Annotated in this window: 23 protein-coding genes and 1 pseudogene; 9 read left to right on the top strand and 15 right to left on the bottom strand. The window is 69.8% G+C overall.

Annotation, left to right across the window (positions count from 1 at the left end):
* Window positions 1-3 precede the first annotated feature (3 nt).
* The 3 genes from ABZX79_RS04390 to ABZX79_RS04380 all read right to left on the bottom strand — a co-directional run bounded on the left by ABZX79_RS04390 (window position 4) and on the right by ABZX79_RS04380 (window position 2,491).
* The gene (locus ABZX79_RS04390; protein WP_355251983.1) at window positions 4-1,026 is read right to left on the bottom strand and encodes a PP2C family protein-serine/threonine phosphatase; all 1,023 of its coding nucleotides are present in this window, start codon (window positions 1,024-1,026) and stop codon (window positions 4-6) included.
* 248 nt (window positions 1,027-1,274) lie between these two features.
* Window positions 1,275-2,033 carry an IclR family transcriptional regulator gene (locus tag ABZX79_RS04385; protein WP_355251402.1) on the bottom strand — a complete coding sequence of 253 codons (759 nt, stop codon included), beginning with the start codon at window positions 2,031-2,033 and terminating at the stop codon, window positions 1,275-1,277.
* Window positions 2,034-2,110: 77 nt separating this feature from the next.
* Entirely contained in the window at window positions 2,111-2,491 is a 381-nt protein-coding gene (locus ABZX79_RS04380; RefSeq protein ID WP_355251399.1) for a hypothetical protein, read from the bottom strand.
* 256 nt (window positions 2,492-2,747) lie between these two features.
* Between ABZX79_RS04380 and argG the strand changes: the two genes are divergently transcribed.
* A complete protein-coding gene (gene argG / locus ABZX79_RS04375; RefSeq protein WP_355251396.1) occupies window positions 2,748-4,193 on the top strand; it encodes an argininosuccinate synthase in 1,446 nt (481 codons plus the stop codon).
* Between the two features lie 218 nt (window positions 4,194-4,411).
* On the opposite strand, the gene ABZX79_RS04370 is transcribed toward argG, so the two are convergent.
* From ABZX79_RS04370 to ABZX79_RS04360, 3 genes are all read right to left on the bottom strand, one after another.
* The gene (locus ABZX79_RS04370; protein ID WP_355251393.1) at window positions 4,412-5,737 is read right to left on the bottom strand and encodes a jacalin-like lectin; all 1,326 of its coding nucleotides are present in this window, start codon (window positions 5,735-5,737) and stop codon (window positions 4,412-4,414) included.
* A gap of 289 nt (window positions 5,738-6,026) precedes the next feature.
* A complete protein-coding gene (locus tag ABZX79_RS04365) occupies window positions 6,027-6,509 on the bottom strand; it encodes an ArsI/CadI family heavy metal resistance metalloenzyme (RefSeq protein ID WP_355251390.1) in 483 nt (160 codons plus the stop codon).
* Between the two features lie 45 nt (window positions 6,510-6,554).
* Window positions 6,555-7,916: an NAD(P)-binding domain-containing protein gene (locus ABZX79_RS04360; protein WP_355251387.1), complete on the bottom strand. Its 1,362-nt coding sequence runs from the start codon at window positions 7,914-7,916 to the stop codon at window positions 6,555-6,557.
* A gap of 184 nt (window positions 7,917-8,100) precedes the next feature.
* Between ABZX79_RS04360 and ABZX79_RS04355 the strand changes: the two genes are divergently transcribed.
* From ABZX79_RS04355 to ABZX79_RS04345, 3 genes are read left to right on the top strand one after another with little or no spacing between them, the layout of a single operon-like run.
* Entirely contained in the window at window positions 8,101-8,463 is a 363-nt protein-coding gene (locus tag ABZX79_RS04355; RefSeq protein WP_355251384.1) for a metalloregulator ArsR/SmtB family transcription factor, read from the top strand.
* A gap of 47 nt (window positions 8,464-8,510) precedes the next feature.
* Entirely contained in the window at window positions 8,511-8,846 is a 336-nt protein-coding gene (locus ABZX79_RS04350; protein WP_355251382.1) for a metalloregulator ArsR/SmtB family transcription factor, read from the top strand.
* On the top strand, window positions 8,836-9,342 hold the full coding sequence (locus ABZX79_RS04345; RefSeq protein WP_355251379.1) for an N-acetyltransferase family protein: 507 nt from the start codon (window positions 8,836-8,838) through the stop codon (window positions 9,340-9,342). Before ABZX79_RS04350 ends, ABZX79_RS04345 begins: the two co-directional genes overlap by 11 nt.
* Window positions 9,343-9,348: 6 nt before the next feature.
* Here ABZX79_RS04345 and ABZX79_RS04340 read toward each other — a convergent pair whose 3' ends face one another.
* The 3 genes from ABZX79_RS04340 to ABZX79_RS04330 form a co-directional block, all read right to left on the bottom strand.
* Entirely contained in the window at window positions 9,349-10,458 is a 1,110-nt protein-coding gene (locus ABZX79_RS04340; protein ID WP_355251376.1) for an ArsO family NAD(P)H-dependent flavin-containing monooxygenase, read from the bottom strand.
* Between the two features lie 107 nt (window positions 10,459-10,565).
* Complete coding sequence (gene arsB, locus ABZX79_RS04335) at window positions 10,566-11,675, bottom strand: ACR3 family arsenite efflux transporter (RefSeq protein WP_355251373.1); 1,110 nt, start codon at window positions 11,673-11,675, stop codon at window positions 10,566-10,568.
* Window positions 11,672-11,986 carry a metalloregulator ArsR/SmtB family transcription factor gene (locus ABZX79_RS04330; protein WP_355251370.1) on the bottom strand — a complete coding sequence of 105 codons (315 nt, stop codon included), beginning with the start codon at window positions 11,984-11,986 and terminating at the stop codon, window positions 11,672-11,674. The genes arsB and ABZX79_RS04330 overlap by 4 nt, the downstream gene beginning before the upstream one ends.
* A gap of 92 nt (window positions 11,987-12,078) precedes the next feature.
* Between ABZX79_RS04330 and ABZX79_RS04325 the strand changes: the two genes are divergently transcribed.
* Both ABZX79_RS04325 and ABZX79_RS04320 read left to right on the top strand, forming a co-directional pair.
* Window positions 12,079-12,492 (top strand): arsenate reductase ArsC, encoded by a 414-nt coding sequence (locus ABZX79_RS04325; protein ID WP_355251367.1) that lies wholly within the window; start codon window positions 12,079-12,081, stop codon window positions 12,490-12,492.
* A gap of 3 nt (window positions 12,493-12,495) precedes the next feature.
* Window positions 12,496-13,329 (top strand): annotated as a pseudogene (locus ABZX79_RS04320) (FAD-dependent oxidoreductase).
* An 87-nt stretch (window positions 13,330-13,416) separates the two neighbouring features.
* Here ABZX79_RS04320 and ABZX79_RS04315 read toward each other — a convergent pair.
* Together ABZX79_RS04315 and ABZX79_RS04310 are read right to left on the bottom strand one after the other, a co-directional pair.
* Window positions 13,417-14,721 (bottom strand): MFS transporter, encoded by a 1,305-nt coding sequence (locus ABZX79_RS04315; protein ID WP_355251364.1) that lies wholly within the window; start codon window positions 14,719-14,721, stop codon window positions 13,417-13,419.
* Window positions 14,718-15,830: a PLP-dependent cysteine synthase family protein gene (locus ABZX79_RS04310; protein WP_355251361.1), complete on the bottom strand. Its 1,113-nt coding sequence runs from the start codon at window positions 15,828-15,830 to the stop codon at window positions 14,718-14,720. The genes ABZX79_RS04315 and ABZX79_RS04310 overlap by 4 nt, the downstream gene beginning before the upstream one ends.
* A 393-nt stretch (window positions 15,831-16,223) precedes the next feature.
* Between ABZX79_RS04310 and ABZX79_RS04305 the strand changes: the two genes are divergently transcribed.
* On the top strand, window positions 16,224-16,355 hold the full coding sequence (locus ABZX79_RS04305) for a hypothetical protein (protein ID WP_355251358.1): 132 nt from the start codon (window positions 16,224-16,226) through the stop codon (window positions 16,353-16,355).
* A 244-nt stretch (window positions 16,356-16,599) separates the two neighbouring features.
* Here ABZX79_RS04305 and ABZX79_RS04300 read toward each other — a convergent pair whose 3' ends face one another.
* The 4 genes from ABZX79_RS04300 to ABZX79_RS04285 form a co-directional block, all read right to left on the bottom strand.
* Complete coding sequence (locus ABZX79_RS04300) at window positions 16,600-17,028, bottom strand: hypothetical protein (RefSeq protein WP_355251355.1); 429 nt, start codon at window positions 17,026-17,028, stop codon at window positions 16,600-16,602.
* Between the two features lie 232 nt (window positions 17,029-17,260).
* Window positions 17,261-17,746, bottom strand: a complete 486-nt coding sequence (locus tag ABZX79_RS04295) for a DUF4396 domain-containing protein (RefSeq protein ID WP_355251352.1) — start codon at window positions 17,744-17,746, stop codon at window positions 17,261-17,263.
* Between the two features lie 80 nt (window positions 17,747-17,826).
* Window positions 17,827-18,459 carry a DUF305 domain-containing protein gene (locus ABZX79_RS04290; RefSeq protein WP_355251349.1) on the bottom strand — a complete coding sequence of 211 codons (633 nt, stop codon included), beginning with the start codon at window positions 18,457-18,459 and terminating at the stop codon, window positions 17,827-17,829.
* A gap of 87 nt (window positions 18,460-18,546) precedes the next feature.
* Complete coding sequence (locus tag ABZX79_RS04285) at window positions 18,547-18,990, bottom strand: DUF6153 family protein (RefSeq protein WP_355251346.1); 444 nt, start codon at window positions 18,988-18,990, stop codon at window positions 18,547-18,549.
* Window positions 18,991-19,616: 626 nt separating this feature from the next.
* Here ABZX79_RS04285 and ABZX79_RS04280 point away from each other — a divergent pair.
* Together ABZX79_RS04280 and ABZX79_RS04275 are read left to right on the top strand one after the other, a co-directional pair.
* Window positions 19,617-20,732, top strand: coding sequence for a sulfite exporter TauE/SafE family protein (locus ABZX79_RS04280; RefSeq protein WP_355251343.1), 1,116 nt, complete (start codon window positions 19,617-19,619; stop codon window positions 20,730-20,732).
* Window positions 20,729-20,995: a cation transporter gene (locus ABZX79_RS04275; protein ID WP_355251340.1), complete on the top strand. Its 267-nt coding sequence runs from the start codon at window positions 20,729-20,731 to the stop codon at window positions 20,993-20,995. Before ABZX79_RS04280 ends, ABZX79_RS04275 begins: the two co-directional genes overlap by 4 nt.

The raw sequence follows: 20,995 nt of genomic DNA, 5'->3' as shown, positions 1-20,995 counted from the left end.
TGCTCACTGGAGCAGTGATGGTCGCGTCGGTTCTCCGACCGAAGCCCGGCTCTCCGCGGCGGGCGCCGAGCCGACGGCGGCCGGTTTCCGGAGCAGGAGCAGCGCCGCGTCGTCGTGGAGCCGACCGCCGACGTACGCCAGCAGCTCGTCATGGAGCGCGGCGAGGGTACGGGACGGCTCGTCCGACATGTGCCGCGCCACCCGCTCGGCGAGCGGGTAGAACTCACGCTCGTGGTTGCGAGCCTCGGTGACACCGTCGGTGTAGAGGAGCAGCTGGTCGCCGTCGGTGAAGGGCAGTGTCTGAAGGCTCGGGGTCTCGCCGGTGAGGGCCCGCAGCCCGAGCGGTGGCGTCGGATGCGTCGGCGCGACCGCCATGACGTGTGAGTCGCGGACCATCAGCGGCGGGGCGTGCCCGCAGTTGACCACCTCCATGCGCCCGGCCCCGGGGTATCCGGCTACCACGGCGGTGACGAAATCGTCCGGACCCAGATTGCGCGCCAGGCTTCGCTCGATCCTGCCGACGACATCGAGGAGGTCGGGCTCGTCGTAGGCGGCCTCGCGGAAGACGCCGAGCACCAGAGCGGCGGTCCCCACCGCGGGCAGCCCCTTGCCGCGTACGTCGCCGACGATCAGCCTGACCCCGTACGGCGTCGGCACCAGCGCGTAGAGGTCCCCGCCGATGCGGGCCTCCGCGTCGGCGGCGCTGTAGCGGACGGCCACCTGAAACGGGCCGACCGTGGCGGGCACGGGCTTGAGCAGGGCGTGCTGGGCGGCCTCGGCGACCGAGCGCACGGCGGCGAGTACCCGTTCGCGGCGCACGCGCAGCGCGCTGGCCAGGCCGCTCGCCAGGGTCACGGCGACCAGCGCGGAGAGCACGATTGCCAGCTCGTGACCCGGGACACCGTCACGAATCCCGAGCACGGCGCCCAGAACGGCGGCGAGGAGGCCGACACAGAGCACTCCCCACGGCCGACTGGTGGTGGCGGCCAGCGCCGGTCCGGCGGCGAGCAGGGGCAGCCAGGTCATCGCGGCTCCGCTGACGAGGCCCAGGAGTACAACGACGGAGACGATCAGCACGGGCGCGACGGCGGCGAAATGCGTTGCGGTTCCGGTCCGGGGCTTCGTGAAGGGCCACGCCGGCCACCGGCTGCCTTCATGGTCTCGCGCCTGACTCATGTGTGGTCCGCAGCCCTCTCCTGGTGGCAGTACGGACGCCTAAATGTCCGTTTCATTCAGAGAACAGGGTTCGTGCGGGCGCCACAAGGACAGGGATTTCAGATAGTGAGCGAGAGGCCCCTGGTCACGCGACTGGCCGTGGGCAGCAGACGCTCTCGCACCTCGTCGATGCGCGAGAGCCGGTCCGCCCGCATGGAGACACCGAGCGAGCCGAGTACGTCGCCGCTGTAGACGGGCACCGCGAGGCAGACCGTACCGATGGAGTACTCCTCCATGTCCATGACGGCCGGGGCGCCGGCCGACGACTCGAGTCGCCGGATCAGTTCGGCACGCTGGGTGATGGTCCGGGGCGTGAGGTCGGCGAGGGCGTGCCGGGAGAGGTAGTCGTTGCGGGACTCGTCGTCCAGCTCGCGCAGCACGCACTTCCCGAGCGCGGTGGCGTGCCCGGCGTCCTCGAATCCCACCCAGAGGTCGACCCGCTGGGCCCGGGGGCTGTCGACGATCTCGACGACCCGGATCTCGCCGTCCTCGTAGAAGGTCAGGTAAGCGGCGGCCGACAGTTCGTCCCGCAGAGCGGCGAGCGTGGGACGGATACGGCTGAGCAGCGCCTGCCCGCGGCTTCCGGAATGCAGCGCGCCCAACTGGTCCCCGATGACGAACCCGCCGTCGTCCAGCTTCCGTACGTACCCGTCGTGGACCAGTGTCCGCAGCAGGTGGTAGGTGGTGGCCAGCGGCAGGCCGGTCTCGCGTGCCAACTGCTTCGCCGGCGCGCCGCCGCCGTGCGCGGCCACCGCTTCCAAGAGGCGGAAGGCTCTCTGTACGGAAGTGATGAGCGTGGGGCCGGCGTGCGCAGCCATAAGACCAGCGTGCGTCCGACTGACCACCCGGGCAAGGCCGCCAAGCCGGCGGGCCGGGCCGGGCCGGGCCGGGCCGCTCAGGATGCGTTCGGACCCACATCCGCCGCCGTGAGGGGACGGCGGAGAGGAGCCGGTGTCGCGTACTCGTCGGCGCCGATGTCACGGGTGGTGCCGCGCGAGTGGCCGTCGATGTCATCGCCCACGGACAGGCTGCCCAGCGTCGCCGTGCCGATCGCCGGGCTGCCCGCCGACAGACGGAATACCCCGTCAGACTCCTGCCGGAGGAGCGGGTCGACCCGGCGGTGCCAGGTGAACCCGGTGGTCTTCCCCATGGCGACCAGGCTGCCGGCGCTGCCGACCAGGAGGTTGTCGGCGATGACCACGTCCCGGGGCTCGTAGTCCCGGGTCTCGCCCGAGAGCGTTCCGGCGTTGCCGAGCAGGGTGTTGTGCGCGATCACCGCGCCGTCGCAGGCGTCGGAAGGGCATAGACCACCGTCGAGTCGTCGATTCCCGGCCTCCGCGCGGACGCGCTTCTCGTAGGAGGAAGGGGCATGTGCTCCCTTTCGCGCCTGGCCGAGCGCCCACCGCTCGACGGTTAGGAGCCTTTTCTTTCTATTGGCGCGCGGCGACCGCCGCAAGAGTCGCGACAGAAAAGTCCAACAACCAGCACCTCACGTCTTTGCATGACCATGCGCACTGATGCATACTCTTCCTATGTCTAAGGTCCTCACCTCCCTTCCCGCCGGCGAGCGCGTCGGCATCGCCTTCTCCGGCGGCCTCGACACCTCGGTCGCGGTCGCCTGGATGCGCGACAAGGGCGCCATCCCGTGCACCTACACCGCCGACATCGGCCAGTACGACGAGCCCGACATCGCCTCGGTCCCCGGCCGTGCGAAGACCTACGGTGCCGAGATCGCGCGCCTGGTCGACTGTCGCGCGGCGCTGGTCGAGGAGGGGCTGGCCGCACTCACCTGCGGGGCGTTCCACATCCGCTCGGGCGGGCGTGCCTACTTCAACACCACGCCGCTCGGCCGCGCCGTCACGGGCACCCTCCTGGTCCGGGCGATGCTCGAGGACAACGTACAGATCTGGGGCGACGGCTCGACCTTCAAGGGCAACGACATCGAGCGGTTCTACCGGTACGGCCTGCTCGCCAACCCGCACCTGCGGATCTACAAGCCCTGGCTGGACGCGGACTTCGTGACCGAGCTCGGCGGCCGCAAGGAAATGTCGGAGTGGCTTCTCACCCACGACCTGCCCTACCGCGACAGCACGGAGAAGGCGTACTCCACCGACGCCAACATCTGGGGCGCCACCCACGAGGCCAAGACGCTGGAGCACCTGAACACCGGCGTGGAGACCGTGGAGCCCATCATGGGCGTGCGGTTCTGGGACCCCTCGGTCGAGATCGCCACCGAGGACGTGACGATCGGCTTCGACCAGGGCCGCCCGGTGACGATCAACGGGAAGAAGTTCGCCTCCCCCGTCGAGCTGGTGATGGAGGCCAACGCCGTCGGCGGCCGCCACGGCTTGGGCATGTCGGACCAGATCGAGAACCGGATCATCGAGGCCAAGAGCCGCGGCATCTACGAGGCGCCCGGCATGGCCCTGTTGCACACGGCGTACGAGCGCCTGGTCAACGCGATCCACAACGAGGACACCCTCGCCCAGTACCACAACGAGGGACGGCGCCTGGGCCGGCTGATGTACGAGGGCCGCTGGCTCGACCCGCAGGCACTGATGATCCGGGAGTCGCTGCAGCGCTGGGTCGGCTCGGCGGTCACCGGCGAGGTGACGCTGCGGCTGCGGCGCGGCGAGGACTACTCGATCGTCGACACCACAGGCCCGGCGTTCAGCTATCACCCGGACAAGCTGTCCATGGAACGCACCGAGGACTCCGCGTTCGGCCCGGTGGACCGGATCGGCCAGCTCACCATGCGCAACCTCGACATCGCCGACTCGCGCGCGAAGCTGGAGCAGTACGCCGGGCTCGGCCTCATCGGCACCACCAGTCCCACCATCGGTGCCGCCCAGGCGGCGGCGACCGGGCTGATCGGCACCATGCCGGAGGGCGGCGCCGAGGCGATCGCCTCCCGTGGTGCGGTCTCCGGTGACGACGAGATGCTGGACCGCGCCGCGATGGAGTTCGGCACGGACTGACCGGCCCGTTCAAAGCGAAAGTCCGGCGCGACGCCGTTGGCGGCGTCGAGCCGGACTTTTGGTCAGGTCAGCAACGTTCGTGCGAGCAACTGCGCGAACGCGGCCGGATGCTCGTGGCACCCGATGTGCCCTCCGGGGAATTCCACCGGTTCGCTGCCGAGTTGCCCGGCGAGCGCCGCACCCGTGCGGTACAGAAGCTGTCCGGTGACTAGGAGATGTCAGCCGATCGGCGCGTACAGCACCCCCAGCTTGTCGATCCCGTCGCCCGCGCGGCCCCTGAAGCCGACGATCTGCCAGCCGGAGGGTGCTGCGTAGGTCACGGTGTCCTTCGTGGCCGAACCGGACTTCAGGGTACGAGACTTGTCTGTCGTGAAGGCCGCCGAGAAGAGGCGGGTGTGGCCGTCCTTCTGCCCTCGCGTGAGCGTCACCGAGGTGAGGTGTTCGCCCGGCGCGAGGGTCAGGGACGCGGCGGTGCCGCCCGTACCGCCGTGAGTCAGCGACGTACCGCCGTCATGTGCGAGCGCGACCGCGTCGAGGCGGGCGCCGCCTCGCAGGGTCAGCGTGCGGGGCGCGAGCGGCGACGGGAGGTTGTCCGCATCGTTGAACGCCGTGCCGTGCGGGCCGCCGAAGAAGTCGCCGGCCCGGAGCGTCGAGGGCAGCGTCCAGGAGAAGTCGGCCATGTGCGGGAAGTGGTCGGAGAGGTTGTCGCCCCTGGGGCCGAGGAAAGACGCCCACTCGTTGCTGTAACGGGTGGCGGAGAGGTTCACCAGGTTGCTGCCGCGATAGAGGATTTTGTCCACCACCTCGCAGTCGTTCGTCGGAGCCGTCTTGGGGCAGACGATCGCGTCACTGCCCTGGGCCGGGGCGCTACCGCCGCGGACCAGCTGGACCCACGCGTCGGTCAGGCCGTTCTCGGTCGCCAGCGTGCGGATGTTGTCACCGGAGCGCGTGTAGCGGGTGTTGGTGTCGCCCATGACAATCACCGCGTTGCCCGCCGAGTTCGCCTGGATGAAGTCCGAGAGCTGCTCGATGTTGGCGCGGCGGGCGGCCAGTGCCGCCTCCGTCACGTCCGCGTTCGTGTGGACGTTGTAGAGGTCTACGAACACCCCCTCGGCCAGCCGGACCCGGGCCTGCGTGAAGCCCTTCGGGGTCAGGCAGTCGGTGCCTGTGCAGCTGTTCCAGTCGACCCGCTCGAAGTCCTCGAAGGCGTAGTCGGACAGGGTGTTGAGACCGTCACCGAGGCCGGCGCCGCCGCTCGTCGCGGTGCGGTACGGGTGGTCGTCGCCCGCGTACAGCGCCGCGTGGTAGTTGAAGTCCTCCTGGACGTTCACGATGTCGTACGCGCCGAGACGCGGGGAGATCAGCGGGGTGTTGGTAGCCGGGTTGCCGGAACTCAGCCCCTGCGGCAGGCCCGCGACGTTGTACGTGAGGACGCTGAACGCACCGCCGGAGGGGTCTGCGGCGGCCGCGGGCGTCGTGCCGGTGGCGGCGAGCCCGGAGAGGGCCAGGGTGCCAGCCAGCAGGGTGCCGATGAGTCTTCTCATGATGGGGGGTGCCTCCAGACGCGAAGCCCGGGCGGGGCGGGTGTCTCATTGTCGCGGTCCGGCGTGGCGGGTGCAGCCGGTTTGCCCTGAAGTCCGGCTGGAATACGAGGAGTTACCGTCGCCCTGAACGTTGGCGACCATCCTGCGCAGCACCGTGAGGTTTCCCGGCCGCGCATCGGCCGGCCGGTGTCGACGGTCAGACGTGGGAGCAGGACGACGCCAGCGAGGCCGCGACCGGTCCCCTGTTCCGGTCGCGGCCTCGCTGGCGTGGAAGTCGGTCGTCGTCGGGTCAGCAGCAGCTGCCGGCTACAGGCCGGCCTGCGCCGGTGCCGGTTTCGACGGTGTCCGTTTCGGCGGTGGCCGGAGTGGCGCAGCAGGTGCTGCCTTCCTGTTTGGCCAGGGTGTCGGCGTCGGCCTTGACGACGTACACCTCCCAGGGTTCCTGGCCGGGTCCATGGACCCAGACCTTGTCCTGGAGGGCGTAGCAACAGGTGGTGTCCTTCTCTTCGGCCGTGGCCAGGCCCGCATCGCTCAGGCGGGTGGTGGCGGCATGCACGGCTTCGGTGGTTTCGACCTCGACGCCGAGGTGGTCCATGCGGGTGTCCTCGCCCGCCTTGCCTTCGATGAGGACGAGCTTGAGCGGGGGCTCCGCGATGGAGAAGTTGGCGTAGCCGTCACGGAGCTTGGCGGGCTCGGCGCCGAAGAGCTTGCTGTAGAAGGTGACCGACGCGGCGAGGTCGGGGACTCGGAGGGCGAGTTGTACGCGGGACATGGCGTGCCTCCTGCTGGATGGATGGATGGGTAGGTGGGTCAGGGCTCAGCAGCCGCCGGAAGCTGCCGGGGCTCCTACGCCGATCTGGACGGTGGTGGGAGCGGCGCAGCAGCCACCGCCACCCTCGGACTCGGAGTCGGCCGCGTCGGGCTCGTCGAAGAGGCCCGCGCCGCCGCAGACTCCGGTCTCCGGAAGGGTCAACTCGACGCGCTCCGCTGCCTCCTGGTCCCCGGCGAGGGCGGCCGCGATGGAGCGGACCTGCTCGTATCCGGTCATGGCGAGGAACGTCGGGGCGCGGCCGTAGCTCTTCATGCCGACCAGGTAGACGCCCTGCTCCGGGTGGGACAGCTCCTTCACGCCGTGCGGGTAGACCGTCCCGCAGGAGTGCTGATTGGGGTCGATCAGCGGGGCGAGCTCCGTCGGGGCCTGGAGTCGTTCGTCGAGGCCGAGGCGGAGTTCGGAGACGAAGGACAGGTCGGGGCGGAAGCCGGTGAGGACGATGACCTCGTCGACGGGGTCGAGTCGCCGGCCGCCCTCGGCCACGAGCACCAGCTGGTCGCCGGACTTTTCGACGACGCCGGTACGGAAGCCGGTGGCAGCCGAGGCGTACCCGTCCTCCACTGCGGCCTTGGCCGCGAGGCCCAACGCGCCGCGTGCGGGCAGCTGGTCGGCTTCGCCGCCGCCGAACGTGGAGCCGCCGATCCCACGCCGCAGAACCCACACCGCATGCGCTCCGGGCGCGTCCTTGGCGAGGTCGGCCAGGTAGGCGAGGGCCGTGAACGCGGAGGCGCCGGAGCCGATCACGGCGGTGCGCTTGCCGGCGTAACGGGCCCGTACAGCCGGGTCCTTGAGGTCGGGCACGCGGTAGGAGATGCGGTCGGCGGCCGAGCGCTCGCCGAGGGCGGGCAGGCCGTCGCCACCGATCGGGCTGGGGGTGGACCACGTGCCGGAGGCGTCAATGACGGCGCGGGCGGTGATCCGCTCCTCGGAGCCGTCGGCATTCAGGACATGGATGGTGAACGGCTGCTGCTCACGGTCGACGTCCACGACCCGGTCACGGCCCAGGCGCGATACACCCGTGACGCGGGCACCGAAGCGGACCTTGTCACCAAGGACGTCGGCCAGCGGCTGGAGGTAGTCCGTGGCCCAGTCCCCACCGGAGGGGTACGTCGCTCCGTCGGGCGCGGTCCAGCCGATCGGGGCGAGCAGCTTCTCGGCCGCCGGGTCGACAACCTCGGACCAGGTCGAGAAGAGCCGGACGTGCGACCACTCACGGACGGCGCTCCCCGCGCCGGCTCCGGCCTCCAGGACCAGGGGCTCGATGCCGCGCTCGACCAGGTGGGCGGCGGCGGCCAGGCCGATCGGGCCGGCTCCGATCACGACGACCGGAAGCTTCTGCTCGCTCATGACTGTTTCTCCTTGATGACGGGCTGCGCGGGAGGCGGGGTAGGGGTTCGGATCAAGAATCCCTTGATTCGATGCTTGTCTATGCACCGACCCTCGCACCTGTATCGACTGATGTCAACATAGACAAGTGTCGAATCCGACCGCCTTCCCGCCCCATTGGTTCGATGTGTGTCAACATAGACGTATGTCGAACGCGAAGGTGTTGCCCCTGCTGGAGCCGGACACGGCCCCCTGCTGCCCGCCGCTGAATGAACGCCCCCTCACCGAGGATGAAGCGGTACGCACCGCCGCGATGTTCAAGGCCCTGAGCGACCCGGTTCGCCTGCGGCTCTTCTCGGCGGTCGCCTCGCACGAGGGCGGCGAGGCGTGCGTCTGCGACATCTCGGACGTCGGCGTCTCCCAGCCGACCGTCTCGCACCACCTGAAGAAGCTGAAGGAAGCGGGCCTGCTCACCTCTGAGCGGCGCGGAACCTGGGTGTACTACCGGGTCGAGCCGTCCGTGCTCGCCACCATGGGCCACATCCTGGGCAAGTACGTCACCGCCTGAGCCGTCCACAAGCGCGACACCGCTTCATCTACTATCGTCGATTATCGATGAATAGAACTGAGCGCAGACCCGGGCCACTGAGCCACGAAGACGCCGTCACCTACGCCGACTGGTTCAAGGCGCTCGCCGACCCCATGCGCGTACGCGTACTGAACCTGCTCTCCGCCGAGCGCCGGCCGATGGCGGTCGGCGAGATCGTCGAGCGGCTCCCCATCGGGCAGTCGACGGTGTCCCACCACCTGAAGATCCTTGCCGACGTCCGCTTCGTCCTCCCCGAGCGGCAGGGCACCTCAACCCGGTACACAGTCAACGCCGCCTGCCTCGCGTGCTTCCCGGCCGCGGTCCGCGCGATCCTGGGGCAGGAGGCGGACCATGCCTGCTGACGCACCGAAGATCTTGCCGCTGACCACCGCGGACGCCGAACAGGTCCTGGCGATCTACCAGTTGGGCATCGACGAGGGGAACGCCACCTTCGAAACCCAGGCTCCGACCTGGACCGAGTTCGACGCCGCCAAGCTGCCCGGGCACCGCTTCACCGCCAAGGACCCGAATGACGCGAGGGTGCTCGGCTGGGTCGCCGCTTCCAGGGTCTCCGACCGCTGCGCGTACGCCGGAGTCGTCGAGCATTCGGTGTACGTACATCCGACGGCACGCGGCAAGGGCGTAGCCCGTGCCCTCCTCGACGCCCTCGTCGATTCCACCGAAGCTGCCGGCATCTGGACGATCCAGTCCGGCATCTTCCCCGAGAACAGGGCCAGCCTCGCCCTCCACGAGCGGGCCGGCTTCCGCGTGATCGGCACCCGAGAACGCATCGGCCGCCATCAAGGCGTTTGGCGTGACGTCCTGCTCCTGGAGCGCCGTAGCTCTCGAGTCGTGTGATGCCTTCTAGAGATCCCTCTTACGGCGCGCGACAGGGCGAGGACCTGCAGTCGGCGTGACGCCCAGGAGTTCGGCGATCTCGCGGGTCGCGTCGCGCGCGGGGCGGCCCACGCCGATGAGGGTGGCGGAGGCGGGGCCGGTCCAGTCGCCGTAGCCGAGCAGGTGGAGGCGGGGCTCGTCGACAGCACGGGTGCCGACCGTCGGGATGTGGCCTCGTGAGCCACGCAGCCCGAGCGGGGCGAGAGGGGAGAGGGCTGGGCGGAAGCCGGTGCACCAGATCACCGCGTCGGCCTCGGCCCTCGTACCGTCGGCCCACTCGACGCCGTCCGCGGTGAGTCGGGTGAACATCGGCTGGGCTTTGAGAAGTCCCGCGTCCCGGGCCTCGCGCACCGGTGGTACAGCGACGATGTCCCCGAGGGACGCGACGCCGCCGGTGTCGGTCGTCCCGGCGTCGAGTGCGCGGCGGCGGGCGGTGGCCGCGTCGAAAAGGGCTCGGCCGTCGATGTCGTCGGCAAGGAAACGGGCCGGGCGCCGGGTGACCCACGTCAGCTCGGTGTCGTACGCGAGATCGGCGGCGATCTGGGCGCCGGAGTTGCCGCCGCCGACCACGACCACGCGCTGCCCGGCAAAGTCGGCCGGGCTTCGGTACTCGACCGTGTGCACCTGACGGCCACGAAAGACGCCCCGGCCGGGTACGGCGGGCAAAAAGGGCCTCCACCACGTGCCGGTCGCGCTGATCACCGCGCGGGCGCGCCAGCTGCCGGAGTCGGTTTCCACGCGCAGGACTTGAGCGTCGCGGTGGACGCCCGCGACGCGCACGGGGCGGTGGACCGGCAGCTCGTAACGCTGCTCGTACGCCGTGAGGTAGCCGACGACGTGGGACGCGTCCGGGTAGAGCTTCCCCGCCTGTACGGGCATGGGGCGGCCCGGCAGTGAGGAGTACGCAGCCGGGGAGAACAGGTGCAGCGAGTCCCAGGCGTGCTGCCAGGCGCCGCCCGCCCCGGCCCGGTCGTCGAGGATCACGAAGTCCAGGCCGAGGCGGCGCAGGTGGTAACCGGCGGCGAGCCCTGCTTGGCCGCCGCCGATCACCACTACATCGGTCGTCGCCGCGCTCACGGCGTCACCACTGCCGCGCTCAGTGCCTTCGCCGCTGCGCAGACCTTGCCGACGGGGTGCGTGTCCTTGCTCTCCGTACGGCAGTCGAGGCACTGCATGGGTGCTCCCTACCGGGTGGTGGTGACGGCCGTCGGCGCGAACTTCTTGCGCCACGCCAGGGACACGTACACGAGCGCGACCAAGACCGGCACCTCGATGAGCGGGCCGACGACGCCGGACAGCGCCTGACCCGACGTCACGCCGAAGGTGGCGATGGCGACCGCGATGGCGAGCTCGAAGTTGTTGCCGGCGGCCGTGAAGGCGAGCGTCGCCGTCCGGTCGTAGTTCAGACCGATGGCCTTGCCGAGCAGGAACGTGCCGAACCACATCAGGGCGAAGTACACGAGCAGCGGCAGCGCGATGCGAGCCACGTCCAGCGGCTGCGACGTGATGGTCTTCCCCTGCAGGGCGAAGAGGATGACGATCGTGAACAGCAGGCCGTACAGCGCCCAAGGGCCGATCTTCGGCAAGAAGGTGTTCTCGTACGTCGCCGTACCCATCTTCTTCTCGCCGAGGCGGCGGGTCAGGAAGCCGGCCAGCAGCGGGATGCCGAGGAAGATGACGACGTTCAGCGCGATCTTCCACATGGAGATGTCGAGGTGCTCGCCCTCGCCGAGTCCGAGCCAGCCGGGCAGCAGGTCGAGGTAGAGCCAGCCGAGCAGGCCGAACGCGATGACCTGGAAGACCGAGTTCAGGGCGACGAGGACGGCAGCCGCCTCGCGGTCGCCGCAGGCCAGGTCGTTCCAGATGATGACCATGGCGATGCAACGGGCCAGACCGACGATGATCAGGCCGGTGCGGTACTCGGGCAGGTCGGGAAGGAAGATCCAGGCCAGCGCGAACATGATCGCCGGACCGGCGATCCAGTTGACGACCAGCGACGAGATCATGAGCTTCTTGTCGCCGGTGACCGCGTCGAGCTTGTCGTAGCGGACCTTCGCCAGCACCGGATACATCATGATCAGCAGGCCGACGGCGATGGGCAGCGAAATGCCGCCGATCTCGACCTTCGCGAGGGCGTCGTTCAGGCCGGGGATCAACCGGCCGAGGCCCAGTCCCAACGCCATGGCAAGAAGAATCCACACGGCCAGGAAGCGGTCCAGTGTGGAGAGCTTTGCGACGACCGAGTCACCGCCGGGTTCTACGCGTGGGGTGGTGGTCGGTTCGGTGCTGGTCACGGACAGGCCCTCTTCGTGTCGGCGGCATGGGTGGTTCGAGCAGCGGCGGCGAGATCGCTGAAGGAGTTCGCCACGGCTTCGATGACGTCGGGCCGGAGCTTGTAGTACGTGAAGCGCCCGCACGGCTCCGTCTCCACCACCCCGGCCTCGCGCAGGACGCGCAGGTGGTTGGAGAGGTTCGTCTGCTTGGCACCGGTCTCCTCGACCAGGTGCGTGGTGCAGAGCGTCTCGTGGGCCAGCAGGGTCACGATTTGCAGCCTGAGCGGATCGGCCAGAACCCGGATCAGTTCAGTGTCGACTGACGTCATCATGGGCTGATACTCTCACATCAGTGGCCGCTGACACCACCGGGTGCTGATGTCACTTGCGCCTGATTCCGTCGTGAGACAAGAGAGACCTCCTGATGTCCGAGAAGCCCTCTGTGCTGTTCGTCTGTGTCCACAACGCCGGCCGCTCCCAGATGGCCGCCGCCTGGCTCAGCCACCTGGCCGGAGACCGCGTCGAGGTCCGCTCGGCGGGATCCAACCCCGGCAAGGCCGTGAACCCGGCCGCCGTCGAGGCCATGCGCGAGGTCGGCATCGACATCTCCGCCGAGACGCCGAAGATCCTCACCGTGGACGCCGTCAAGGAGTCCGACGTCTGCATCACGATGGGCTGCGGCGACACCTGCCCCGTCTTCCCCGGCAAGCGCTACCTCGACTGGCGGCTCGAGGACCCGGCGGGCCAGGGCGTCGAGGCCGTACGCCCGATCCGCGACGAGATCAAGACGCTCATCGAGGGCCTGATCAAGGAGATCGCGCCCGAGACCGCCAAGTAAGCACTGCCCCCGACGTGCCGGGCCCAGCTGGAGCCCCTGCTGTTCGGCAGCTCCATCTTTGTCGGCGGTTCCCTGACGACCACGACCGAAGTCGAGAACTTCCCCGGCTTCCCCGTGGGCGTCGACGGTCCCGTCCTCATGGAGAACATGCGGGGAGGTCACGGACTCCGAGGGCACCGTTCACCGGGCCAAGGCCGTGATCGTCGCGACCGGCTCCGGCTACCGCAAGCTCGGCCTTCCGAATGAGGATGCCCTCTCCGGCCGTGGCGTGTCCTGGTGCGCCACGTGCGACGGGTTCTTCTTCCGCGACCGCGACATCGTGGTCGTCGGCGGTGGCGATACCGCCATGGAGGAGGCAACCTTCCTCACCCGCTTCGCGAAGTCGGTCACCGTCGTCCACCGACGCTCCACTCTGCGGGCCTCCCACGTCATGCAGAACCGCTCGCTTTCGACAGCGAGATCGCGGAGATCAAGGACGAGGGCGGCATGCTCTCCGGCCTGACCCTGCGCGACGTCATCACCAGCAAGACCCGCGACCTGGACGCCACCGGGCTGTTCATCGCGATCGGCCACGACCCGCGCAGCGAGCTCTTCACGGGCCAGCTCGAGCTGGACGACGAGGGCTATCTCAAAGTGGAAGCCCCCTCGACGCGTACGAACATCCCCGGCGTCTTCGCCGCCGGCGACGTCGTCGACCACACTTACCGCCAGGCCATCACCGCCGCCGGCTCCGGCTGCGCGGCCGCCCTCGACGCCGAGCGCTACCTTGCAGCGCTCGCCGACACCGAGACCGCCGAGAACCTCGCCGAGCCCGACAAGACCCCGGCCGCAGTCTGACGTCGCACTCCACGGCTCAAAACCGAGAAGCGCTGTGCAAGGGAGGGCGGGTGGCGGCCCGGCCTCCCTTGCGTTGCGGGCGGTGCGTCAGGCCCTGGCAGGTTCCGGACGGTCGGCGGGTGCCGGGGCTGCGAGCCGGCCGGTGCGGTCCAGCCCGTACAGCGCTGCAGCGCAGGCGAGGCCCAGCAGCAGCAGGACGATCCACGGCAGGGCGGACACTCCGGCGTTACGAGCCGTGTCCAGTGCGGCGCCGGTGAGGAGGTTGCCCAGGGTGATGCCGACGCCGCAGATGGTGTTGTAGAGGCCGTAGTGGGTGGCGACAAGGCGGTCACCGGAGAGGCGGACGATGGTGTCCATCTCGAACGGGTACGCGATCATCGTGCCCAGGGCCAGCAGCAGTGCGGCCAGAGCGGGCGGCACTGCGGCGAGCAGCCACAGTCCGAGTCCGCCCTCCGGGACTGGCATGGCCGTGGCCAGCAGCAGCGGTACGAACGCCACTCCCATGGTCAGCAGGCCCCACACGAGCGCGCGGCCCGGCTCCATGCGGGCCTTGCACCAGGCGGTCACCCTGGTCTGGCCCAGGATGGTGCTCAGACCGGAAACGGCGAACAGCACCGCCACCGCCGCCGTGCCGAACTCGCCCTCGCCGCCCAGGCGTCGCACCTCCAGTGGCAGTGCGAGGTAGACCTGGAAGGACATCACGTACGAGCCGATCATGGCGACCGAGAACAGCAGGAACGGCCGGTTGGCCAGGATGCTCCGCCACTGCGACAGCACGCTCTCCCGCCGCCCGTCCGCGTTGACCTCGGTGTCGTCGGCTCGGCGCGCCGGCAGGGCCCGGATCTGCACGATGCTCAGGACCGCGAAGATGCCGGCCGCCGTCAGGCACGTGATGCGGAAATCGATACCGGTCAGCACCATCCCCACCAGCGGGCCGAGCAGGATGCCCGCCTGGTAGAAGACGTTGAACAACGCGAACGCCTCTACCCGCCGCTCCCCCGCATCCGCCGCGAGGTAGGCCCGGGTGGCCGGGTTGAACAGCGCCCCGGCCAATCCCGTCGCGGCGGAAGCGGCGATCAGCGCGGGCACCGAGTCGACGAGCCCCAGGGTCGCGAAGCCACCGATGCGCAGCACCATGCCTGCGATGATCATCGGCTTGTACCCGAGGCGGTCGGCCAGTGTTCCGCCGATCAGGAACATGCCCTGCTGGCTGAAGTTGCGCACCCCGAGGATCAGGCCGACGAGCCAGCCGGCCAGGCCTAGGGGCCCCGCCAGGTGCGTGGCCAGGTACGGCATCAGCATGTAGAAGCCGAGGTTGATGGTGAACTGATTGACCATCAGCAGCTGGACGCTGCGCTCGTACGTGCGGACCTGCGCGACGGTGCTCTTCACCGGCCCTCCGCAACGTCTGTCCCGGCGTCGTGGGCGACCGTGAGCGGGTCGACGACGCTGGTGCACCGGGTCCAGCGGGTGACTTCCTTCTCGTCCAGGCGGCCGATCACCTCCGGTTCGGGGGTTGGCGGGGAATCGAGCAAGCCGTGGGCAGCGCAGTAGTCGTCGTCATAGACCGTGCCGAGATAGCGCTGCGGCCCGTCGGGGAAGATCGCCGCGACCCGTGGTTCCTCGGGCATCGTGCGGGCGAGCCATCCGGCGACCAGGGCGACCGCGCCGACGCTCCACCCTCCGGTGGCGTAGTGCGAGGCGGCCAGCTGCCGGCAGGACCACACCGCTTCGGCGGGGGCGACCCAGTGCACCTCGGAGAAGTTGTCGTAGGCGACATTCCGGGGATAGATGCTCGATCCGAGTCCCCGCATCAGACGGGGACGGGCCGGCTGTCCGAAGATCGTGGAGCCGATGGTGTCCACGCCGACGAGCTTGAGGTCGGGGTAGAGCTGCTGCAGGACCCGCGAGACGCCCGCCGAATGGCCTCCGGTGCCGACGCTGCACACCAGCACGTCGATGTGGCCGAGTTCGGTGGCGAGTTCCAGGGCGAGGGGGGTGTACGCGGTGGTGTTGTCAGGGTTGTTGTACTGGTCGGGGCACCAGGAATCCGGGTGCTGCCGCATCAACTGGGTGACGCGGTCGCGTCGGGCCTGCTGCCAGCCGCCGGTGGGGTGCGGTTCGGAGACGACGTTGACCTGGGCGCCGTAGGCGGTGAGCAGGCGGGTCATGGACATCTCGAGGCCCGGGTCGGTGACCAGGGTGACCGGGTGGCCGTAGACCATGCCTGCCAGGGCGAGCCCGAGGCCGAGGGTGCCGCTGGTGGACTCGATGATCCTGGCTCCGGGCTTCAGATCACCGCGGGCGCGAGCGCGTTCGACCATGTGCAGGCCGGGGCGGTCCTTGATGCCGCCGGGGTTGAAGCCCTCCAGCTTCGCCCAGAATCCCCGGCCCGCAGGAGCGAAGGGCTCGCTGACGTGCAGGACGGGCGTGTTGCCGACCAGGCCGGACAAGGCTGCGTGGCCCGGCTTGGCGAGGGGGGTGGTGTTCGGAGAGTGCATCAGTCGGCTCTCATCAATCGTTGATTGGCGCGTCGGGTGCTGATCTCTCGCACGCCGCTCTCCCCGGACCGGGGCCCGGTCTCAGGGCAGGGCGGCGGCCGCGGCATGCTGCGGCTCGAAGGGCATGGCCTACGTCCGCCACCGGCTCAGGGCGCACAGAGTGAAGCGTCCGGACGTTGTTCTTCGGGCCTCCCCGGACACGGGCCGCGCACCCCTGCCACGTGCCGTCGTGCGCGTCGGTATCACTGCGGGCGCAGCCGCGGCGGGCATCGGCGTACGTACCTGCTGCCGTCCAGCCGGCTCTGTGTCCGAACCGGTCGGCGAGCAGGATGAGTCGGCCGGTGGCATGTACTGGGCGCCGGGTCGAACGTCGGAGAGCGTATGGACTGAGCGGTGAGCATCGCCGGACTCGTGCAGGAGCTGGGCACAGTCGAGTACGAGCAACAGCAGGCCGCTCAGGAGCAGGGCGAGCAGTCTGCGCTGCGCAGAGGAAGCGGCGGGGCGTGGGGGAATGCGGGACGGTGAGAGCACAGTTCCTCCGCAGACGGCCGTCGTACGCCAAGAGGCGCAGCGAAACGGCGGGCGGGACGGGCAGTGTCAGTGCACCGCCGCAGAAACCTGTCTCACCGGGCGACGTGCGCCGTGCGGGCGAGGAGGTGAGGCTGGTCGCGGCGATGGCTGGCCGCATCGGGCCCGCAGCCGCGATGGGCTGTCCCGGAGTCGTGACCAGGGGAGGGCGTCGAGGGGCCGGCGAAGAGTTCGCCGGATCCTAGATCTGCAGAACTGTGGCTCTTATCGACGTGCTCGGCAATTGCTTGGCCGACGCCACGTCACCAAACGCGACCAGCACAGACGGCGGCAGGTCGTTCGGGTCCTGCTCGACGAGGGCGCAGAGACCGGGGGCGTCCAGAGCAGGCGTCTGCTGGGGCTGACCGGGCACGCACTCCTGAGCCGGATGGGACGGGAGGTGCTGCCCACCGCCGGGGTGATCCACCGGGGCGTTCTCGACGGCATGGTCATGCAGGGCAGCCACTGCCGGCGCCGCCGCGCTTGCGTCGAGATGGCCGGTGACGGCCTCGGCGCTCACGCCGTGCGCGTACACAAAGGCGAACAGCGTCATCGCCACCCACAGCACGCGCAGCTGACCCGCTGACGAGCGGGCCCGCGACATGCGGGAAGACGACCAAGCCGTGACCATGCCGTGATCCTAACGGCTCGTCCAGGCGGCTCCCCACCGCCCCGGTCGCGAACACGACGCGCGCATCGGGCCGTACAACGCACACTCAGACGCAACAGCGCAGGTGAAGCACGGCTGCCAACTGCCGTGCCGTGGCCGGAAATCGAGCGCGGTATCGGCGCAAACGCCAAGGGCCCGCATCGGGGGAACGGCCCGGATGCGGGACAGGCCGCCATGGGCTCAGCCGCAGGGGTCAGTGGTAGGCGTGAACCACCGCGTGGCCCTTGCCGCGACCGATCATCCACTTGTTCAGCGGCGTGGTGATGACGAACGCGACGGCGAAGCCTCCCAGGAGCGCGCCCCAGAACAGCCCGTCGGACAGGTGGGCGTCCAAGGCACCGGGAGTAAGGGCGATGATCAGGTTGTCCACGAATTCCATCACGGCGATGGACACGGTGTCGGCAGCGAGGGCGACGCGGATGGCGGCCTTGAGCCCGAGGCCCGCCCTGCGTACCGCGTACAGGGTGAAGGAGTAGCCGAACAGGAAGGCCAGGGCGATCGCCAGCACCATGGTGGGGACGTTGCCCCAGAGCAGGGTGGTGCCGATGGCCATGCCCAGGATCTCGCCGATCGCGCACCCGGTCAGGCAGTGAGCCGTCGCCCGCGCAGCGGTACCCCAGGAAGCCCCACCGGCCCCCACGTGCCCGCCGTGACCATGGTCGGCGTGATCGTGATCCATGACGTCCTCCCTCTCGCTTTCCAGTCTCAGGGAACGCGGGGGGCGACTGGTGGCCGCCCCCCGCGTTGCGGCGCGTACGGTCAGCTCTTGCCGAGCAGCTTGTTCATGCGGGTGATCTCGGCGCTCTGCGAGGCGATGATGTCACCGGCCATGTCCTTGGCGGGCTGGTAGGCACCGTCGGACTGCTCGGTCTCGGCCATCTCGATCGCGCCTTCATGGTGCTTGATCATCATCTCCATGAACGCGGTGTCGAACGCCGCGCCGGAGGACTTCTCCAGCTCGTCCATCTCCTCGGGCGTCATCATCCCGGACATGGAGTGCCCGCCGTGCTCCGCGCTCTCGTCCTCCGTGGGCACGTCCTCGCCCCATGAGGTGAGCCACCCGGACAGGGTCTTGATCTCCGGGTCCTGCGCCTTCTTGATCTCCGCGGCCAGCTTCTTGACCTCGGCGGACTGCGCCCGGGTCTCCGCCAGCTCGGCCATCTCGACCGCCTGCCGGTGGTGCGGGATCATCCCCTTCGCGAAGGCGACGTCGGCGGCGTTCTGCTCGCCGTGCTGGGCAGAGGCCGACGCGCTCGGCGAGGAGGTCTTGTCGTGGCCGTCGTGGCCGGCCGAGCTGTCATTTCCCCCGCCGCAGGCGGCGAGTGCGACGGCGGCGGTGGCCGCGGCCGCCACAGCGGCGGCACGGCGGATCATGGAACGGTGTGCGGTCATGGTGGTGCGACTCCTGTGTGTGCGCTGATTCAGGCATGGCTTTCAGCCGGCGCTACCGGCCGAAGGGCTCGGGCGTGCCGGGGCCGCCTATATGCGCAGGAGTTGCAGTTCGCTCAATGAGGGCGGGGCCCGCCCGCCGAGCGCGGCCGCGGGGGCGGGTGCGGGTACGTCGGCAGTCGGGCAAGTAACCGCCCCGGCCAGAGCCGGGGCAGGCAGTGCGGGCGTTCCGCTCGTACCGCCGGCAGCACAGGTGGCGTCGGCGTGCTCGGCATGTCCACCGGCACCGCCGTCGTCATGACCGACGTGGACGCAGTCCTCACACCCGGCTGCCGGGCCGCTCGCCGCGCCGGCGTGCGAAGAGGCCGCAGCCGTGACCGCATGGCGGATTTCCGGCTCGGCGGCGTACGACACCGGAGAGACAGCAGGGCCCAGTCCGTGCATGGCCACCACACCCACCAGCACAGCCAGCACGAGCAGCACGTGCGCCCGCAGCCCACCGGGCCGGGCCTCGTACCACGCGTGCTGTCTCATACCGGCATCCTAATCGGCGCCCCTCTGACCCGCCGACGGGTCGATCGCCAGGCGCAACTTCCGCAGGTCCGTGATGGCTTAGCATGGCGCGCATGTCGCGACGCGTGCCGCTGCCGCTCCGGACCTGGTCCGGGGCACTGCTGGTGTGCGCGCTGTTCGTCTGTCTGTCGGGGCTGGCACGTCCCGCGACGGCAATGCCAGGACCCCTGCGGATGGCCCCGCACTCCGGAGCCAGTCATCCGGCCAGTCATGCGGAGCATCGTGGGCATGCTGCGCCTTCGGCCGTAGCGGAGTCGTCTCCGGACCACAGTCCGCGTTGCCCGGCGGCCGAGGAACAGTGTGCGGCGCCGGCGGCCACGCTCGGGCAGGGCGGTCCGTCGGGCCAGGTGTCCGCGGCCACGCTGCCGGCGACGGCATGCTCCCCCGCGCTGGTGATGACGCGGCCCCATGCCCCGCCACCGATGGTGGCTCCTCCTGATCTGCACCGGTTGTGCGTGTCGCGGACGTGACGACTCGCCGCCCGCGAGGTTGATGCCTTGCGGGACACCGCGTTCCCTCACGTCCGCCTCGGCACGCCCGGATATCCGTGCGCGCGTGCCGTCGTCGCAGAACTGGAGTAACGACGCATGCCGTCGTCCGTCGCTTTGCTGATCACCGGTGCGAGCACCGGTCTGCTCGCCGGTGGCGCCTCGTGCGCCGCCGTTCAGGGGGGTCTGCTCGCCGGCGCGGTGACCCGCCGCCGTACCTCCGCCGGCGCCGGGAAATCCGCCGTCGAAGAAGCCGCTGCGCCGCTGGCTCCGGTCGGGCCGTTTCTGGCCGGGAAGCTGGTCTCCCACACGCTGCTCGGCGCGCTGCTGGGCGTTTTCGGTGACGCGCTGCAGCCGAGCCCCCGTACCCAGGCCGTACTCCTGCTGGCCGCAGGGCTGCTCATGGTGCTGTTCGCGCTGGACCTGTTCGGCGTCAAGGGCGTGGGGCGGCTGGTGCCCCGGCCCCCGGCCTCGTTCGGACGACTCATGCGGCGAAGCGCCCGGACCGACTCGGTCGCCACTCCCGCGCTCATCGGGTTCGCCACCGTGTTGGTGCCCTGCGGTGTGACGCTCTCGATGGAGCTGCTCGCCATCACCTCCGGCTCCCCGGTGGCCGGGGCCGCGGTGATGGCCGGGTTCGTCCTCGGCACCGCACCGCTGTTCGCCGCCCTCGGCTACTTGTTCCGCCGCGGTAGCCAGGCGCTGTCCGGACGGCTGGCCGCCCTGACCGGCGTCATGGTGCTCAGCATCGCCGTATGGACGGTGGCTGCCGCGCTGCAAGCGGGCGGCTGGATGTCCTTCGACGCCCCCGACAAGGAGGCGGCCGCCAGGGGGCCGTTCATCGTCGAGGGCGGCGAATCAAGTGCCGCGGCCCGCGATTCCGGTACCAAGGGTGAGGAGACGCCCCCGGCCGACGCTCCAGTACGTACGGACGCGTCCGGGAAGCAGATCGTCACTTTGACCGTGACGGACTTCTACGTCCCGACGCAGTTCACCGCTGAGGCCGGTGTGCCCACCACGCTGGTACTGCGCGGGAACGACTCGGGCGGGTGCGCCAGGGCGTTCACCATCCCCGAACTCGGGGTCTCGGAGATCGTCAAGCGCGACGGTGACACGGAGGTCGACCTGGGCACCCGTAAGCCCGGCACGCTCCTCTTCTCCTGCGCCATGGGTATGCAGACCGGCACCATCGAGTTCAAGAAGGACCTGTCGTGAAACTGTTCGGCCGTAAGAACAAGTCCGAGCGTGAAACCGGCGGCCCGCAGGTGGAACTCCTCATCGAGGGCATGCACTGCAACAGCTGCGGCCTGCTGATCGACGACGAACTGGAGGACCTCCCCGGTGTGCGTTCGGCCGCCACGGACGTACGCGCCGGACGCAGCGTCGTGCGTCTTGAGGAGGGCACCGACGTGGACACCGCGGCTCTCCTGGCAGCGGTGGAATCGGCCGGGGACTACACGGCACGCGTCGCCGGCTGA

Origin of the sequence: Streptomyces sp. NPDC002994 (genome assembly GCF_040611155.1) — a bacterium.
GTDB lineage: Bacteria > Actinomycetota > Actinomycetes > Streptomycetales > Streptomycetaceae > Streptomyces.
The sequence above is the reverse complement of the archived record's forward strand: the minus strand, read 5'-3'. Positions and strand labels throughout refer to the sequence as shown.

What these genes read in the sequence shown, in the direction of transcription:
- ABZX79_RS04330 (WP_355251370.1), bottom strand. Translation starts at nt 11,986, where the DNA reads ATGATGACGTCAGTCGACACTGAACTGATCCGGGTTCTGGCCGATCCG.
- ABZX79_RS04370 (WP_355251393.1), bottom strand. Translation starts at nt 5,737, where the DNA reads ATGAGAAGACTCATCGGCACCCTGCTGGCTGGCACCCTGGCCCTCTCC.
- ABZX79_RS04385 (WP_355251402.1), bottom strand. Translation starts at nt 2,033, where the DNA reads ATGGCTGCGCACGCCGGCCCCACGCTCATCACTTCCGTACAGAGAGCC.
- ABZX79_RS04325 (WP_355251367.1), top strand. Translation starts at nt 12,079, where the DNA reads ATGTCCGAGAAGCCCTCTGTGCTGTTCGTCTGTGTCCACAACGCCGGC.
- ABZX79_RS04360 (WP_355251387.1), bottom strand. Translation starts at nt 7,916, where the DNA reads ATGAGCGAGCAGAAGCTTCCGGTCGTCGTGATCGGAGCCGGCCCGATC.
- ABZX79_RS04280 (WP_355251343.1), top strand. Translation starts at nt 19,617, where the DNA reads ATGCCGTCGTCCGTCGCTTTGCTGATCACCGGTGCGAGCACCGGTCTG.
- ABZX79_RS04310 (WP_355251361.1), bottom strand. Translation starts at nt 15,830, where the DNA reads ATGCACTCTCCGAACACCACCCCCCTCGCCAAGCCGGGCCACGCAGCC.
- ABZX79_RS04295 (WP_355251352.1), bottom strand. Translation starts at nt 17,746, where the DNA reads ATGGATCACGATCACGCCGACCATGGTCACGGCGGGCACGTGGGGGCC.
- ABZX79_RS04350 (WP_355251382.1), top strand. Translation starts at nt 8,511, where the DNA reads ATGAATAGAACTGAGCGCAGACCCGGGCCACTGAGCCACGAAGACGCC.
- ABZX79_RS04345 (WP_355251379.1), top strand. Translation starts at nt 8,836, where the DNA reads ATGCCTGCTGACGCACCGAAGATCTTGCCGCTGACCACCGCGGACGCC.
- ABZX79_RS04390 (WP_355251983.1), bottom strand. Translation starts at nt 1,026, where the DNA reads ATGACCTGGCTGCCCCTGCTCGCCGCCGGACCGGCGCTGGCCGCCACC.
- argG (WP_355251396.1), top strand. Translation starts at nt 2,748, where the DNA reads ATGTCTAAGGTCCTCACCTCCCTTCCCGCCGGCGAGCGCGTCGGCATC.
- ABZX79_RS04290 (WP_355251349.1), bottom strand. Translation starts at nt 18,459, where the DNA reads ATGACCGCACACCGTTCCATGATCCGCCGTGCCGCCGCTGTGGCGGCC.
- ABZX79_RS04355 (WP_355251384.1), top strand. Translation starts at nt 8,101, where the DNA reads ATGTCGAACGCGAAGGTGTTGCCCCTGCTGGAGCCGGACACGGCCCCC.
- ABZX79_RS04300 (WP_355251355.1), bottom strand. Translation starts at nt 17,028, where the DNA reads ATGGTCACGGCTTGGTCGTCTTCCCGCATGTCGCGGGCCCGCTCGTCA.
- ABZX79_RS04365 (WP_355251390.1), bottom strand. Translation starts at nt 6,509, where the DNA reads ATGTCCCGCGTACAACTCGCCCTCCGAGTCCCCGACCTCGCCGCGTCG.
- ABZX79_RS04285 (WP_355251346.1), bottom strand. Translation starts at nt 18,990, where the DNA reads ATGAGACAGCACGCGTGGTACGAGGCCCGGCCCGGTGGGCTGCGGGCG.